At 61.0% G+C, this 16,587-nt stretch carries 14 protein-coding genes and 1 pseudogene; 12 read left to right on the top strand and 3 right to left on the bottom strand.

The annotated features are described in order from the left end of the window. Positions 1 to 6 precede the first annotated feature (6 nt). On the bottom strand, positions 7 to 798 hold the full coding sequence (locus IGW03_RS29175; RefSeq protein ID WP_194726011.1) for an IclR family transcriptional regulator: 792 nt from the start codon (positions 796 to 798) through the stop codon (positions 7 to 9). A 253-nt stretch (positions 799 to 1,051) separates the two neighbouring features. Here IGW03_RS29175 and IGW03_RS29180 point away from each other — a divergent pair, with 253 nt between their 5' ends. After that, the gene (locus tag IGW03_RS29180) at positions 1,052 to 1,462 is read left to right on the top strand and encodes a diacylglycerol kinase (RefSeq protein WP_194726034.1); all 411 of its coding nucleotides are present in this window, start codon (positions 1,052 to 1,054) and stop codon (positions 1,460 to 1,462) included. Positions 1,463 to 1,480: 18 nt separating this feature from the next. On the opposite strand, the gene IGW03_RS29185 is transcribed toward IGW03_RS29180, so the two are convergent. Next, complete coding sequence (locus tag IGW03_RS29185; protein ID WP_194726012.1) at positions 1,481 to 2,041, bottom strand: NADPH-dependent FMN reductase; 561 nt, start codon at positions 2,039 to 2,041, stop codon at positions 1,481 to 1,483. Positions 2,042 to 2,428: 387 nt separating this feature from the next. Between IGW03_RS29185 and IGW03_RS29190 the strand changes: the two genes are divergently transcribed. The 3 genes from IGW03_RS29190 (at position 2,429) to IGW03_RS29200 (ending at position 5,130) form a co-directional block, all read left to right on the top strand. Then, complete coding sequence (locus IGW03_RS29190; RefSeq protein ID WP_194726013.1) at positions 2,429 to 2,851, top strand: DoxX family protein; 423 nt, start codon at positions 2,429 to 2,431, stop codon at positions 2,849 to 2,851. 118 nt (positions 2,852 to 2,969) lie between these two features. Then, on the top strand, positions 2,970 to 3,767 hold the full coding sequence (locus IGW03_RS29195) for a dienelactone hydrolase family protein (protein WP_228536172.1): 798 nt from the start codon (positions 2,970 to 2,972) through the stop codon (positions 3,765 to 3,767). A 160-nt stretch (positions 3,768 to 3,927) separates the two neighbouring features. Next, complete coding sequence (locus IGW03_RS29200; RefSeq protein WP_323745041.1) at positions 3,928 to 5,130, top strand: sigma-54 interaction domain-containing protein; 1,203 nt, start codon at positions 3,928 to 3,930, stop codon at positions 5,128 to 5,130. A gap of 70 nt (positions 5,131 to 5,200) precedes the next feature. On the opposite strand, the gene IGW03_RS29205 is transcribed toward IGW03_RS29200, so the two are convergent. Continuing rightward, positions 5,201 to 6,295 (bottom strand): aliphatic sulfonate ABC transporter substrate-binding protein, encoded by a 1,095-nt coding sequence (locus IGW03_RS29205; protein WP_194726015.1) that lies wholly within the window; start codon positions 6,293 to 6,295, stop codon positions 5,201 to 5,203. Between the two features lie 366 nt (positions 6,296 to 6,661). Here IGW03_RS29205 and IGW03_RS29210 point away from each other — a divergent pair, with 366 nt between their 5' ends. The 8 genes and pseudogenes from IGW03_RS29210 to IGW03_RS29245 all read left to right on the top strand — a co-directional run bounded on the left by IGW03_RS29210 (position 6,662) and on the right by IGW03_RS29245 (position 16,506). After that, positions 6,662 to 8,026: an LLM class flavin-dependent oxidoreductase gene (locus IGW03_RS29210; protein WP_194726016.1), complete on the top strand. Its 1,365-nt coding sequence runs from the start codon at positions 6,662 to 6,664 to the stop codon at positions 8,024 to 8,026. A gap of 82 nt (positions 8,027 to 8,108) precedes the next feature. After that, entirely contained in the window at positions 8,109 to 9,326 is a 1,218-nt protein-coding gene (gene soxC / locus IGW03_RS29215; RefSeq protein WP_194726036.1) for a sulfite dehydrogenase, read from the top strand. After that, positions 9,319 to 9,852 carry a c-type cytochrome gene (locus tag IGW03_RS29220; RefSeq protein WP_194726017.1) on the top strand — a complete coding sequence of 178 codons (534 nt, stop codon included), beginning with the start codon at positions 9,319 to 9,321 and terminating at the stop codon, positions 9,850 to 9,852. Before soxC ends, IGW03_RS29220 begins: the two co-directional genes overlap by 8 nt. A gap of 157 nt (positions 9,853 to 10,009) precedes the next feature. Then, positions 10,010 to 10,810, top strand: a pseudogene (locus IGW03_RS29225) (TauD/TfdA dioxygenase family protein); the annotation flags it as partial. 189 nt (positions 10,811 to 10,999) lie between these two features. After that, complete coding sequence (locus IGW03_RS29230) at positions 11,000 to 11,992, top strand: aldo/keto reductase (protein WP_194726018.1); 993 nt, start codon at positions 11,000 to 11,002, stop codon at positions 11,990 to 11,992. Between the two features lie 206 nt (positions 11,993 to 12,198). Next, positions 12,199 to 13,728, top strand: coding sequence for an amidohydrolase family protein (locus IGW03_RS29235; protein ID WP_194726019.1), 1,530 nt, complete (start codon positions 12,199 to 12,201; stop codon positions 13,726 to 13,728). Between the two features lie 852 nt (positions 13,729 to 14,580). Continuing rightward, on the top strand, positions 14,581 to 15,009 hold the full coding sequence (locus tag IGW03_RS29240; RefSeq protein WP_228536173.1) for a Rid family detoxifying hydrolase: 429 nt from the start codon (positions 14,581 to 14,583) through the stop codon (positions 15,007 to 15,009). Positions 15,010 to 15,036: 27 nt separating this feature from the next. Beyond that, a complete protein-coding gene (locus IGW03_RS29245; protein WP_194726021.1) occupies positions 15,037 to 16,506 on the top strand; it encodes an aminotransferase class V-fold PLP-dependent enzyme in 1,470 nt (489 codons plus the stop codon). Positions 16,507 to 16,587: the final 81 nt, after the last annotated feature.

The raw sequence follows: 16,587 nt of genomic DNA on the forward strand, positions 1-16,587 counted from the left end.
TCCATCTCAGGCTGCCGCGCCCTGCGGCACATGCCCGAGCACGGAGGAAATCTCTCCGGCCGTGCTGACCAGATCTTCCACCCATTCATCCTGCAGGCGGTCCGCCGGTGCGGAAATCGACAGGCCGGCGATCAGCTTGCCGGAATCGTCGTAGATGCCGGCGGCCATGCAGCGCACGCCCAGTTCCAATTCCTCATTGTCGCGCGCATAGCCGCGCGCGCGTACCAGGCTGAGCTCGCGTTCGAGCTTGGCGAGGTCGGTGATGGAATTCTTGTTGTGACCCGCCAGGCCGGTGCGGGTAGCATAGGCGCGTACCTGTTTCGGATCGTCGACCGACAGGAAAAGCTTGCCGGTGGAAGTCAGGTGCAGCGGCGCGCGGCCGCCAATGGCGCGCACCACCTGCATGCCGGAGCGTTCCGAGAATGAGCGGTCGATGTAGACGATCTCATCGCCCTGCCGGACCGACAGGTTGATCGTCTGCTGCGTGCGCCGGTGCAGCGCCCGCATGTACTCCAGCGATGCTTCGCGCACATTGAGCCGGCTCTTGACGATATTGCCCAGCTCCAGCAGGCGCATGCCCAGCCGGTAGGAGCCGGCTTCGGCGCGGTCGACGAAACGCTTGACGACCAGATCGTTGAGGATGCGGTGAGCGGTGGAAGGATGCAGGCCGGTCATGGTGGACAGCTCCTTCAGACTCACCGGATCAGGATATTGCGCGAGCGCATCCAGCAGTGAAATCATGCGTTCGATCACCTGGATCGATGTCTGACTGTTTTCAGGTGCCTGATCGTTTTTCATAATATGGTTGGTGCGTTGCAATAAGCATGTTATATCACATCGTGAAAAAACGAAAAAGGTGCTTTCTTACATTTGGATTATCTTCATAGCGCGTCATCAAACGCAGTTGTACCCGCCGAGGCGGAAACCATACGGTCCGATACGTAATGGCAAGCTTGTCGACTGCCATCCGATTTGCGTGTACGCTTCGGACGCTGCCGGCGCAATGCATGCCGGCAAGCGATCTAGGCGGAATCGGGATGCAATCATGGCAATGTCGGAAAACGAATCACAATTCAGCGAATTCAAGAGCAAGAGCGGCTTCAGGCGCATCCTGTCGGCCTACTCCTATTCGATGCAGGGTTTTCAGGCCGCCTGGCGCAATGAACACGCCTTCCGCCAGGAGGTGATGATCGTCGTTCCGGGCATGCTGATCGCGCCTTTCCTGCCGCTTCCAGCCCTGCACCGGCTTGCCCTGGTGGCAGTCGTGATGCTGCTGCTGATCGTCGAACTGCTCAACTCCGCCATCGAGACCGTGGTCGACCGGATTTCCCTGGAACGGCATCCGCTGTCGAAGGTGGCCAAGGACATCGGAAGCGCCGCCGTCTTTCTTTCGCTTGTGCTCGCCGGCATGACCTGGGCCGTCATTCTGCTGCCTTTAGCGAAGGCCTATTTCCGAACATAGCCGTCGCACGCTTGGCGGCTACTTGCCGATATTGCGCTCCACCCATCGCTCGAAGGACTGCAGGAATTTCTGCATGAAGTCGCGCGTCGAGTCGCTGGCGATATTGCCGCTCTCATCCACCAGGTTGCCCGCGTTGCCGATATAGGCTTCCGGCTGCTGCATCACCGGCACATTCAGAAAGACCAGCGACTGGCGCAGGTGGTGGTTGGCGCCGAAACCGCCGATGGCGCCCGGCGATACGCTGATGACCGCTCCGGGCTTGCCGTCCCAGGCGCTCTGTCCGTAGGGGCGGGAGGCGGTATCGATCGCATTCTTGAGCACGCCCGGCACCGAGCGGTTGTATTCAGGCGTAACGAAAAGCACCGCATCGGCATTTTGGATCTGCGTCTTGAAATCGCGGGCCGCCTGCGGCGGGTTGGCGTCGTTATCCTGGTTGTACAGCGGCAAGTTGCCGATCTCCACGATATTCAGGGTCAGCGAGGCCGGCGCCATTTTCTGCAATGCCTGCGCCAGCTTGCGGTTGATCGAATCCTTCCGAAGGCTGCCGACGATGACAGCCACGTTTTTTGCTGTACTCATGATCGCTCCTGGTCAATGTGAACAACGGCCTGCCATCGTTGCCGAAGGACTGCGTGCCATCGTTGCCGAAGGACTGCGGACGCGGCCGGCGATATGGCGGGGGAGACCGTCGTATATCATGTTTCATTCGTGGAGAGGGCCTGCCGGCCGGCGCAATGCAAGGAGCTTGGAGTTGCATCAATGGCGTGATTGCACCTCAACAAGCATTCGGAGTTATCATGCGCGCAGAGCCGCCTTGAACCGCCGGGTGCTGCATGGAGGTCCGCCGGCGAGGTTCGCACGCAAGCTCTGCCTCCCGCGAACAGCGTGCCTTTCGGCAAGGGCAGCGCGGTACTCGGCGTAGCGCATATCTTTCCGCCAATAACAACATGAATCAAAGGAGCTGCCATGCATCGTTACCAGTCAGGAAACGTATCCGAAGACTTCGGAAAACTCATTCTGCGAGTGACGCTCGCATTGCTCATTCTTTTGCATGGCGTGTCCAAGATCATGAACGGTGTCACCGGCATCGAAGGCATGGTCACCAAGATCGGCCTGCCGCCGGCATTCACCTACCTCGTCTACGTCGGGGAAGTGATTGCACCGCTTCTGGTGCTGGTTGGACTCATGACCAGGCCGGCGGCGCTGATCATTGCCGTCAACATGGTGTTTGCCGTCGTGCTGGCGCACATGGGGGATCTGGGCAGCCTGAACAAGACCGGCGGCTGGGCCCTGGAATTGCAGGGAATGTTCCTGGCCTCTGCGCTTGCCGTCGCTTTCCTTGGCGCCGGCAGATACAGCATAGGCGGGCAGAGCGGCCGCTGGAACTGAACCTGAGATAGCGCCGTCGCGCACGACGGCTGGCATGGCCGCGGCTATCGCATGCCGCGGCCATATTCTTTCGTGCCGCCATGAAAGGCGGCGCAGCAATGCAGCGAAAAGGAAAGTCATGAGCAATTCCACTCCCACCGCATTTGCCACCGCAACTCCGCCGGTCCAGGCTACGCTGATCACGACGGATACCGCCGGCCTTCAGGCTGGAGACATCCAGATAGCGGCCGCCGACCGGACGATTCCCGGCTACTGGGCCGCGCCATCGGGGGCGGGTCCGCATCCGGTCGTACTGGTGGTGCAGGAAATCTTCGGTGTCCATGAACACATCAAGGATGTCGTCCGCCGCTTTGCCAAGCTCGGCTATCTCGCGGTCGCACCGGACCTGTATGTACGGCAGGGCGATGTGTCCGGAATGGAAAGCATCGACGAAATTCGCAAGATCGTGGTCACGGTGCCGGACCGGCAGGTCATGTCCGATCTCGATGCCAGCCTTGCATGGGCGCAGGACCACGGAGGCGACGTGAATCGCGCGGGCGTGACCGGCTTCTGCTGGGGCGGCCGCATTACATGGCTGTATGCGGCCCATCAGCCGAAGCTCAAGGCGGGCGTCGCCTGGTACGGCAAGCTGGTCGGCGATGCAAGCGCCCTGGCGCCGCAGCATCCGGTCCAGCTAGCCACGCAGCTGAAGGCGCCGGTGCTGGGCCTCTACGGAGGCCAGGACCAGGGCATTCCGCTGGACACGGTCGAGCAGATGCGCGATGCGCTGGCGCAAGCCGGCAGTCCGTCGTCGATTCATGTCTATCCCGATGCGCCGCATGCGTTCTATGCAGATTACCGGCCATCCTACCGGAAAGAAGCTGCACAGGATGGCTGGCAGCGCATGCTGGACTGGTTCAGACAGCATGGAGTTTGAACACTACATTTACGGGTGTATTCAAAGCAGCAAAGGACTCGGCGGGATGACGCCTCGTTATCAGAAAATTAAATATGGTTTTCTGAAATCATTCGTTTTCAGCAGCTTGTTCAACCGATAGTCTGAAACACGACTTCGGATTCCATTTTAAGACGGCATTGTGAACAAACTCCTGACATTCCCTGATTCCTTCGGCATGGCGTTGTCGATCCGCGCCAAGGCTCTCCTGTTTCATGACCCGCGCTCGTCCGCATTGCTCGAGCAGGTCGAGCGCATTGCGCGCAGCGATGCCACCGTGCTGGTGATCGGCGAAACCGGCACCGGCAAGGAACTGATCGCCCGCCATATCCACTCGCAGAGCGAACGCAAGGGACCGTTCATTGCCGTCAACTGCGGCGCATTCAGCGAATCGCTGATCGATGCCGAACTGTTCGGTCATGAGACCGGCGCATTTACCGGAGCAACGCAGGCACGTTCAGGCTGGTTCGAAGCCGCCAACGGCGGCACGCTGTTCCTCGACGAGATCGGCGACCTGTCGATGGCCCTGCAGGTCAAGCTGCTGCGGGTGCTGCAGGAGCGCCAGGTGGTGCGCCTCGGTTCGCGCCGGCCGATACCGCTGGATGTGCGGCTGGTCGCCGCCACCAACGTCGACCTGCACAAGGCCGTCGCTGCCGAGCGTTTCCGGTCCGATCTGTTCTACCGTCTCAGTGTCGCCACGGTCAACCTGCCGCCGCTGTGCGAGCGGCCTGGCGACATCCTGCCGCTGGCCCGCCATTTCATCGGACTCTACAGCGCCAAGCTCAAGCTCGAGAATGTCGATCTTGGGCCTGACGCCGAGGCGGCGCTGCTTGCCTACGAATGGCCGGGCAATATCCGCGAGCTGGAGAACGTCATCCATTATGCGTTGATCGTCTGCCGCGACGGGAGCATACGCTCCGAAGATCTGCGCATGGTCGGCACGCTGCATCGCAGCCGCCCGGCTTCAGTGCCTTCGCAATATTCGCAGCCGCTGCAGCTGCCGCCAGAGCAACAGCAGCGGCATCTGCATGCTGTGCCGGCGTCCCGGGCGGAGGAAGTGCAGCCGGCGCCGGCATTGCGCCAGCGGCTCGAGAGCCTGTTCAATGAATTCATCGAAGCCGGGGAGCCCGTTCTGTTCGATACCGTGGAAGAGGCGTTGATCCGCACGGCTTATGCATGGTGCCATCAGAACCAGGTGCAGACGGCGAAGGTGCTCGGCATCAGCCGCAATATCTTGCGCACCCATCTCAAGCGCTTCGGCCTGATCGGCGGCACGGACGGCGGCGCCGAGAGCAGCACGCCTGCCGAGAGCGGTCAGTTCCGTCACATCTCCATCGCACTGTAGCGCTGCAGCACCGCAGCACTTTTCAAGAGCTGCGGCTTGCGATGCCGAGACATCGCAAGCCGCGCAGCATTCAGGCAATGGCAGCATGGCCGATGCGCTTGCCGGAAGCATCGAAGCGGGGCCAGTGCTTGTCCAGGCCCAGTTCCTTGAGTGACGCGTCCAGATAGCGCGTATCGATCCAGGCATGAATATCGAAGGGCTTGCGTATCAGCTTGAACTTGTGCGCATCCTCCACCGACTGGCGCATGCGTGCGACGACAAACGGGTCGAATACCGGCGACAGCCGTTCCGCCAGCGGCACGCCGTCATACTCCTCGCGGTACATGTCCGCAGTGATGCTGCCGCCCTTGCTCCATGTCGCAAACACGTCTTCCCGGTTCCTTTCATCGGACACCCATTGCGCGGCGCGGACCAGCGCCTTCACCGTGCGCTGTGTCAGTTCTGGATGGCGGCTGGCGAATGCCTGATTGGCGACCACCTGAGACGGCGAAGTCGCGACCGCAGCGTCGCGTGTCGTAAAGACGAGTTTCGCCGCGCCGGCTTCCCGCAGGCGGAGAATGGTGATGGCGCCGAAGATGGCGTCGAGGTCGCCGGCCTGCAACGCCGCCTGGCTGGCGGCGGGATCGAGATTCATCACCCGCACATCGCGTTCGGACAAGCCATGCAGGCTGAGGATGCGGTTGACCGCCAGCTGCGTGGCCGTGCCCTTGTGGAAGGCGATGCGCTTGCCGCGCAGATCGGCAACGGACTTGATGGTGGAATCGCGCCCGGCCAGCAAAAATGTATTGGCACGGCTGCTCGAGATGAACACGGCACGCGTGTCCAGGCCGACCGATCTGCCCACGATGGCAGGCAAGCCGCCCTGGGTTGCGAAGTCGAGCTGGTTGTTCGACAGCGCTTCATTGACGGCAGGGCCTTCCCCCTTGAAGAAAATCCATTCAACGCGGATGCCGTCTTTCTTGAATTCCTCTTCCACCACGCGCTGCGACTGCGCAATGGCCAGGGTGCTGGTGCTGATGCGCGGCGGATTGCCCACGCCTGCGTTCGACACGCCGAAGCGGATGACCTGCGGCGCCTGCGCCTGCACAAGCCCAGGCAGTGCGATGCCCGACAGCGGCAGGGACGCGATACCCTTGATCAGTTGTCTGCGGATGAGTGAAGTCATGCTGCATGGCCTCCCCGGCGATGCGATTGGCGCAATTCGGATCGTGGTGTTCTTTCGTTCTGCATGTCGATATCCTGCAATGCGGGTTGATGAATTAGTGTCCGGCACGACCATCCCGGTGCAAGGTCCATACCAGCGCAAGCTGCGGTCTGCTAAGGCATACCGGTGTCCTGGCTCGCCGCACCTGCTTGGTTTTGAACACGTTGTGTGGACCGCTGTTGCTTCGGCAGCAAATTTGCTGGCGCTTCTGCAGGCGCCTGGGCGGATTCCACATATTCCCGATGGCACAGGATTTGCGAAGCGATACGGGATGCAGCCGTGGGGCTGTCCTTCCTTCCATCGCACAGAGACTGTGAGAACTCGATCATGACGCAACGCCAGCTCAAACTCGGCGCCTTCATCCAGGCGACCGGCCACCACATCGCCGCATGGCGGCATCCCGGCTCGCAAGCCGACTCGGGAATCAATATCGATCACTACCAGCAGGTCGCACGCACCGCCGAGAAGGGCAAGTTCGACATGGTCTTCCTGGCCGACAGCGTCGGCATCCAGCAGCACGGCGACGACGAATCGCGCAGCCGCTATGGACGCATCGCGCATTTCGAACCGGTGACCCTGTTCTCCGCGCTTGCGGCGACCACGACGCACATCGGTTTCGTCGCGACCGCCTCGACCACCTATGAAGAGCCCTACCTGCTGGCACGCAAGTTCGCCTCGCTCGATCATATCTCCAAGGGCCGCGCCGCATGGAACGTCGTCACCACGGGAAATGAAAACGCGGCCGGCAATTTCGGCAAGGAAGAACATCCTGCGCATCCGTTGCGCTACGAGCGCGCCGAGGAATTCATCGATGTCGCCAAGGGTTTGTGGGACAGTTTCGAAGATGATGCCTTCCTGCGCGACAAGGAAAGCGGCGTCTACAGCGATCCGTACAAGCTGCATGCGCTCAATCACAAAGGCAAGCATTTTTCCGTCGCCGGGCCGCTCAATATTTCGCGCCCTCCTCAGGGCTATCCGGTCATCGTGCAGGCCGGCGCATCGGATGCCGGGCGGGAGCTCGCGGCAAGGACCGCGGAAGTCATCTTCACCGCATGGCAGACGTTGGACGAGGCCCAGGCCTTTTACCGCGACGTCAAGGGCCGCATGGCGAAGTATGGCCGCCATCCGGACGAGCTGAAAATCATGCCGGGAATCTCGCCCGTGGTGGGCCGCACGCAGGAAGAGGCGGATGCCAAGTACCGCGAACTGCAGGACTTGATCCATCCTTCCGTCGGGCGCGGCATCCTGCAGCGCTTCTTCCCCGGCGTCGACCTGTTGCAATATGACCTCGACGGTCCGCCGCCGCCGTTTGCGGACAGCACCAACGGCAACACCAGCCGCCTTGCGCTGGTGACCGAACTGGCGCAGCGCGAAAAACTGACGCTTCGCCAGCTCTACCAGCGCCTCGCCGGCGCGCGCGGGCATCGCGTGGTGGTGGGCACGCCGCAGAAGGTGGCAGACGAGATCGAGGCCTGGTTCCGCAACGAAGGCGCGGACGGCTTCAATGTCATGCCGCCGGTGCTGCCGGCATCGCTTGACGACTTCGTTGAACTGGTGATTCCGGAATTGCAGCAGCGCGGCATTTTCCGCACCGAATACGAAGGGCGGACGCTGCGCGAGAATCTTGGCCTGACGCGACCGCAGAACCAGTTCGCATTGCGCCGGGAGGCTGCAAGTGCAGCAGCGGCCTGACGCCGGTGCGGCACGCGCAGATGCCGGCCTGACCCAGACCCCGACGCAGGCGCATGCCGGCCGGCGGCGAGCGCTCAAGGGCATGGCTGCCGGCCTGCTCGGCGCAGCCTCTTCGCAGGCGCTGGCATCGCCTGCAAGGGTGGACGCCGACCCGGCGCCGGCACTCGATATCGCGCCCTGGAGCCTCAGGCAAGGCGAACCCGTGCTTTGGCATCCCTACGGGCAGCCGTCGAGCCATGAACGCGATGTCGTACGGCGCTCCGTGACATTGAAGGCTGCGACGCCGGGCGCCGCTTCCTCGCTCGCCCCATTGCACAAGCTGTACGGAACCATCACGCCCAACGGCCTGGTGTTCGAACGACACCATGCAGGCATTCCATTGATCGATCCCGATGCGCATCGCCTTGCGCTGCACGGCCTGGTGAAGTCGCCGCGGGTTTTCACGATGGATGATCTGCTTCGCTTTCCGTCGGTCAGCCGCATTCACTTTTTGGAATGCTCCGGCAACACCGGGCGCGAGTGGAACGGTCCGTCCGGCCAGCCAGTGCAGGTCACCCACGGCCTGCTGTCCTGCTGCGAATGGACGGGCGTGCCGCTGTCGACGCTGCTCGACGAGGTCGGCTATGACAGGGAAGCAAAATGGATACTCGCCGAAGGCGCGGACGGGGCGGCGATGTCGCGCAGCATTCCCATCCGCAAGGCGCTCGACGATGCGCTGATCGTGTATGCACAGAACGGTGAGCGCCTGAGGCCGGAGAACGGATATCCGCTGCGCCTGTTCCTGCCGGGCTTCGAGGGCAACATGAGCATCAAGTGGCTGCGCAGGCTGAAGCTCGGCAGGGAGCCGTTCATGACGCGCGAGGAAACTTCCAAGTACACCGACCTGATGCCCGACGGGCGCGCCGATCAGTTCACTTTCGTCATGGAGACCAAATCCGTGATCCTGCAGCCTTCGCCCGGCTACCGCTTGCGCGGCGCCGGCTTTTACGAAATCAGCGGCATCGCGTGGTCGGGCCGCGGGCGGATCAGGCAGGTCGACGTTTCCACCGACGGCGGCAGAAGCTGGCAGCGCGCAAGGCTGGACGGCGATCCGCTGAACCGGGCGCTGACCCGCTTCCGCATCGGCTGGCAATGGGACGGCGGGCCGGCGCGCCTGCAGAGCAGGGCAGTCGATGAAACCGGCGAGGTGCAGCCGACGCGGGAGCAGCTGGTCGCCCGGCGAGGCGTCAACAGCACCTATCACTACAACGGCATCCAGAGCTGGAAGGTCGACCCGTCCGGGGAGCTGAGCAATGCATAGGCAAGACACCAGACGCCGGCTGTCCTTGCCGGCATGCGCCTTCGCGCTTATCGCTTGCCTGTCTCCGGCGGCATCGGCCTCGCCGCTCGGTCTCGGCACGCCGATTTCATCTGAGCAATTGCGCCATTGGGATATCGATGTCTCCGCCGACGGCACCGGCTTGCCTGCCGGGCGGGGAAGTGTCGTCGAAGGCAAGACCGTCTACCAGGCAAAATGCGCGGCCTGCCATGGCGCAGCCGGAGAGGGCGGTATCGGCGATGCCCTTGCCGGCGGCAAAGGCACGCTCGCGACGGCCAAGCCAGTCAAGACCATCGGCAGCTATTGGCCCTATGCGACCACGCTGTTCGATTACATCCGGCGTGCAATGCCATTCGGGGAACCGCAATCCCTTTCCAGCGAAGACGTCTATGCGGTGTCGGCTTACCTGCTGCATCTCAACGGCATCGTCGCCGCGGACACCGTGCTCGATGCCGCTTCGCTGCCCAAGGTCCGCATGCCCAACCGCGAAGGGTTCGAACCGAAATAACGGTCGATCCACGTTAGCTTCCCGTCATGCGCGCGTGCCCCCGGAACAGCACGCGCGCATGGCTCCTCCTTCGCTGGAAGGACGCCTCTCAATAAGCCCCGCGAGAAGCATCACCGATTACAAGAACGCCATCACCATTTTCAGACAAGGAGAAATCATGTTCACAGCATCCACCCGCGTCAGGCTCGACGTACGCCCGGTCACGCCGGTGATCGGCGCCGAAGTGTACGGCACCGATCTGCGTGAAACGCTCGATGGCGAAACCGTCGCCGCCCTGCGCGCGGAATTGCACAAATGGAAAGTGCTGTTCTTCCGCGACCAGGACATCAGCGACGAACAGCAGCTGGCCTTCGGTCGCCTGTTCGGTCCCCTGACACCGGCGCATCCCATCGCGAAAGGACTTGCCGGGCATCCGGAAATCTGGGAGCGCAAGGCGGCCGAGTACAAGACGCGCCATCGCGGCGATCTCACCATTCCGAGCGCGCGGCCGCCGCGCGACTACAAGGGCTGGCATATCGACATTATCTTCGTCGCCAATCCCAACAAGTATTCGATCCTGAGAGGCGTCGAAATCCCGGCCTATGGAGGCGACACGCTGTGGAGCAATCTCGCGCTGGCTTATGAAGGGTTGTCGCCGCAGATAAGGAATCTGATCGACGGCCTGCAGGCGGTGCACCGCACCGGAAGCTACGACAGCGGCGAGCCGGGACGCATCCGGCAGGATGGCCGCAGGGCCGGCCCCTTCGTGGCCCTGCATCCGCTGGTGCGCGTCCATCCCGATACCGGCGAGAAAGTACTGTTCGTCAATCCCGGCACGACCAGCCATATCGTTGGGCTGAAAGAACGGGAAAGCCAAGCGCTGCTAGACTTGCTGTTCGAAGAAGTGAGCCGTCCGGAATACACGGTGCGTTTCCGCTGGACGCCGAATGCGATCGCCATGTGGGACAACCAGGCGACTGCGCATGCGGGGCCGATTGATTATGCGCACTTCGACCTGCCTCGCGTGGTGCGCCGCATCACCGTGCGGGCGATCTGCCGGTCGGGCCCGACGGTTTCCGTTCGCAGCCGCTGGATGGCGAACTCTTCAATATCATCGGATAAGCATTCAGTTTTGCAGCCTTCAATCCAATACAGAAAAGGACAGCACATGCAAACCACAAGACTCGGCGGCACCGGCCTGACAGTGTCTCGCCTCTGCCTCGGCACGATGACCTTCGGACTGCAATCGGACGAGACGACCTCGAACGCCATTCTCGACCGGGCCGCGGAAGGCGGCGTGAATTTCATCGATACCGCCGACGTATATCCGCTCGGCGGAGATACCGGCACGGCGGGGCGCACCGAAGAAATCGTCGGCCGCTGGCTCAAGGGCAGGCGCAACCGTTTCATCCTTGCCACCAAGGCGGTCGGCAAGATGGGGCCCTCGGCCTGGGACCAGGGCGCGTCGCGCAAGCATCTGCTCGATGCCATCGACGCCTCCCTGCACCGTCTTGGTACCGATTACGTCGACCTCTATCAGCTGCACTCCGACGATCCGAATACGCCGCTCGATGAAACACTAGAAGCGCTCGATACCATCGTGCGTTCGGGCAAGGCCCGCTACGTCGGCGTCTCCAATTTCCTCGCCTATCGCATCGCCCGCCTGCTGGGCCGTGCAGAAGCGCGCAACCTCACCAGGGTGGTATCGATACAGCCGCGCTACAGCCTGCTGTTCCGCGAAATCGAGCGCGAACTGCTTCCTCTGGCGCAGGAAGACCGTCTCGGCGTGATTCCATACAACCCGCTGGCGGGAGGCCTGCTGACAGGCAAGCACAAGTACGGCACCGGTCCGACTGCAGGCACCCGCTTCACGCTGGGCACTGCCGCCGATCGTTACCAGGACCGCTACTGGCATGAGCGGCAGTTTGCCACGGTGGAAGCGCTCAACGAAGCCGTATCCGCATCCGGTCTTTCGCTGACTACGGCATCGGTCGCATGGGTGCTGGCCAATCCCGTGATCACGTCCGCCATCATCGGTGCCAGCCGGCCGGATCAGCTGAATGAAACGCTCAAGGCGGCCGACGTGCAGCTCGATGCATCGCTCAAGCAGCGGCTGGACGAACTCACCGCCGAGTACCGGCGCGGCGATGCAGCCCGCTGAAGACTGAGCGACGATGCTGCTGCGAATTCAACCAGCCTGCTTGGTCTTTCGCATCGCACGGTTGAAAGCGCAGCAGCGCAGTGGCGTTTTCCACGGCGATCAAGGGTTTTTCAATGGCATGGATGCTGCAATGAGGTAGAGGCTCTGCAGGCGGACGATGCGTCGCCACTCTGCAGACTGTCCTCAACATCCATTGGAGAACCACAGTGAATGATCGTCTCAGCCGCATCCAGGCTTCGCCCTCGGTCGCCGTCAAGCAGAAACTCGATTTCCCCGTCATCGATACCGATGTCCATACCAACGACTACACGCCCGACCTCGAAGACTATGTCGCCAACTATGGCGGCGTGAAACTGGTTGATGCGCTGCGCAAGGCATCCGCATCGCGCATCGAACGCGGCGGCGTCGGCAACGGCAAGAACTGGTACGAGCAGACGCCGGAAGAGCGTCAGTACTACCGCACCATCCGTGCGCCGTGGTGGGCGCGCGTGACGAAAAACACGCTCGATGTCGCCACTTACCATTTGCCGGAACTGCTGTACGAGCGCCAGGAAGAGCAAGGCTCGGACTACTCGGTGCTGTTCCCGAACAATGTGCTGGCGCCGCTGGGCGTACGCGACAAGGATGACCGCACCGCGCTGCAGCGCGCCGTCAATCATTACCATGCCGATCTCTACCGCAAATTCAGCGACCGCCTGACGCCAGTGGCCGGCGTGCCGCTGCACACGCCGGAAGAGGGCATCGCCGAGCTTGAGTTTTCCGTCAAGACGCTGGGCCTCAAGGCCATCAATATCGCCGGCAGCGTGCGCCGGCCGATCCGGGCTCTTGCGGAGAAATATCCCGCCGACAAATACCCGGAACTGCAGAAATACATTTCCTACCAGGACTTCTACGGTCTCGACAGCGAATACGACTACGATCCCTTCTGGGCCAAGGCGGTCGAGCTCGGCGTGCCCATTCTCACCCACTACGGTAGCCAGGGCTGGACCGGGCGCAGTTCCATCAGCAATTACATGAACAACCATATCGGCCACTTCGCCGACGGTTCGGAAGCTTTTGCCAAGTCGCTGTTCTTCGGCGGGGTCACCCGCCGCTTCCCCAAGCTGCGTGTCGGCATGCTGGAGGGCGGGGCTGACTGGGGTGCGCGGGTATTCACCCATCTGGTCGATCGCTGGGAAAAGCGCAGTCTCGAAGGTCTGAAGAATTACGATCCCGCCGCCACCGACCGGGCGCTGCTGACCGATCTGTTCGCCCGCTACGGCGCCGACCTGACCAAGGGCCGTTCGATCGAGGGCGAAGACCTGATTCGCGATACGCTCGGCGAGCGTTATACCCGTTCGGCCCGCCAGCCTCAGGGCAGTGAACTTGAGGATTTTGCGGCGGCAGGCATTGAAAGGCCGGAAGACATCAAGGCGCGCTGGGTCGACAACTTCTTCTTCGGTTCCGAATCGGACGACCGTACGATCGCTACCGCCTTCAATGACAAGGCCAATCCTCTCGGCGTCAAGATCAATGCGATTTACTCCTCCGATGTCGGACACTGGGATGTGCCGGATCTGACAGATGCGCTGGCCGAGGCGTATGGACTGGTGGAGGAGGGGATCCTCAGCGAGGCGGATTTCAAGGCGTATGTGTTTGAAAATCCGTACAAGCTGTACACCGAGGCGAACCCGGATTTCTTCAAGGGAACTGCGGTGGAGGGAAAATTAAAAGTCGGTATGAAGGCGGGTGAATAAGTATTGGTTAAAAAATGTTTAATACAAACCTTCAGCTCTGGTGATTAATTAGATCGAATTATTAAAATGTTTGATCAAGGAAATCTTCCATTTTTTAACATTGTTAAAATTTGGCGCTGAGATTTTAACTTCCTTCTCCCGTAGCCGACTTGGCTTGCAAGCCAAGTCGTGGGGCGCGCAGCGAGGGTTGGGGGTGAGGGGGACCGCCAGGCCCTCTCACCGCGGTCTTGACAATCCCCCTCATCCCTCACCCCTTCCCCCGCTCCGCGCCCCACGCTTCGGCTTGCAAGCCGAACCGGCTACGGCAGCGAAAACCAATGGTTTGCGACACCCAGCCTTCGCCCCGCCTGCGGGAGAGGGCTTTCCTTTCTGATTGTCCGTAGTGTGAATTGTCCAGTTCCTGTTGGAGGCTAAAGAACCACTATCTACGTTTGGCCTGACATTCGAATTGCGTACTTTCATTCGGCCGTTCTGCACATCAGACAATACATCGTGAAGCCACCAGGAAATTGTGCAACTGCAGAAAACCTTAAGCGAATCTTAAGAATAAAATTAAGATACTTGAACGTTCTAATCTCCCGCATTCCGTTTATCTTTAATCAATCCTGTAACACCAACTGCGTCTAATGTGATTTAAGTATGCAGTGAATGCATATGGCGCGGCTGTTCATGAATCGCACTCATTCCATCGCCGCTCTCACTCCTTAATTCCACCTTGAAAGGAGAGCCATCGACATCGAAAAAGCCAATCGGATATCAGGACTCGATGATGCCTCCGGGTAATCATCCTGCCAATAAATATAAGGAGACATTCTGATGGGTAATAAAAGAGCGGTATTCCGCGTAGTCGCCATGTCCGCTGCAATTGCGCTGACCGGTTGCGCAATGCCCGGAAAAACTTCCAAACAAGTCCTTTCCACCGACAAGATCTATCCAGCCATCGGGCCCTATTCCCAAATGACTTCCCACGGAGGATTGATCTTCCTTTCCGGGGTCATCCCATTGAACAAGGCAGGCAATGCCGTTCAGGGAACCACCGTCGAAGAACAAACCAGGCTGGTTCTCGACTATATCGGCGAAAAGCTGAAGTCCCAGGGACTGTCTTATGACGATGTACTGATGAGCACCGTGTACATGAAAAATCTGAACGATTTCGCGGTGATGAACAAGATCTACGGGGAGTACTTCAAAACGAACGCACCGGCGCGGGCTACCGTCGAGGTCGCCCGCCTGCCGCGTGATGTGCTGATCGAAATTGCTGTTGTTGCTGGCCGCCGTTAAACATCAACGAATGCAGGAGACAGGACCATGAGCAAAGATGTTGTCACTGACGTTGCAGGAAACAAGCCTTCCGGTTTTTCTCACGACGAAACCCGGCACTGGACACCCAGCAGGCGCGACTTCCTGCGCATGCTGGGCGCAGGAGCGGCAGTCGCCGCGGCCAGCCCGCTGAGCGCATTTGCAAACAACGGCTCCGCCGGCGCCGGCGCTCTCCGCAGCCGCTTGCTGCAGGACGACCGTTTCTGGGCCAGCATCAACAGCATGTTCGTGCTCGATCCGAGCCGCACCTTCATGAACATCGGCACGGCGGGATCGATGCCGAAAATATCGCTCGACGTCTTCGACGAGGAGAACCGCACCAAGGCAAGAACGTCCGGCAGCGGCTATACCAACCTGCTCGCGGAACGGACCAAGGTGGCGCCGGGCTTCGGCGTCGACCCGGACGAACTCGCCTTCTCGGCCAATACCTCCTCGGGCATGTGCCACGCGATTCTCGGCCTGGACTGGAAGGCCGGCGACGTGGTCGTCACGACCAATCACGAGCATCCCGGCGGTGACGTGCCGCTCCAGATTGCGGTGGATCGTTACGGCATCCAGGTGTCGCGCGTGGCACTGCCGGTAGGCAATGACCAGACAGCCGCCACCTACGTCAACCTGTTCGAACAGCGCATCCGGGAACTCAGGGCTGCCGGCAAGCGGGTCAGGGCGATGATGTGGTCGTCGCCGACCTACAAGACGGGCACCATGCTGCCGATCGCGGAGCTGGTGGACGTGGCCAAGCGCAATGAGCTGATCAGCATTGTCGACGGTGCCCACCTGCCGGGCATGATGGCTTACGACTATGCCAGCCTGGGCATGGACTTCATGTCCGGTGCAGGGCACAAATGGCAGTGCGGCCCGGGTTCGACAGGCATCCTTGTGGTCAGGAACAAGATCCGCGGTTCCAACCCGCTGCCGCTGCCGAAGTGGTATCCGATCCACACCAGCAGCTATCCGACCACACCGCTGGTGCGCACCACGACAGGCACGGCAAGCTTCGACATCGGCAGCATCATTACCAGCTGCGGCAGCCTGCATACGCCGATGTTCTCGGCGCTGGTGAAGGCGTGCGAGCTGTGGGACCAGATCGGACGCAAGAAGATCGAAACCTATGATCTCACGCTCAGCCAGTACCTGAAGGAGAAGATTGCCGAACGCTGGGGCGTGGAACGCCTGTATTCGCCGAAGGACGATCCCAAGCTGCTGTCTGCCATCACCTCGTTCAATCCTTTCCACAATACGGCCGACGTGCTGAACTCCGCGAAGTCCGGCACCTTCGTATCGAGGCTGCTTTCCGACTACAACCGCGGATTCGTGATCCGCAACGTCAACGTACCGGTGATCAATTCTCCCACTGATCACTGGCCGGTACGCATCTCCACGCATCTGTGGCACAACGCCTCGGATATCGACCGCCTGGTCGATGCGATGTGGGATCTGTCGAAGAAGCTGGGTTGAAGGAGATGCCGCAATAGAAGCAATTCGTTAGCATCGGTCACTGTGGGCGGGGGTGCTTCCTCGCCCACAGTTCATGTTGCG

This window comes from Noviherbaspirillum malthae (genome assembly GCF_015352985.1).
Lineage (GTDB): Bacteria > Pseudomonadota > Gammaproteobacteria > Burkholderiales > Burkholderiaceae_D > Noviherbaspirillum > Noviherbaspirillum malthae.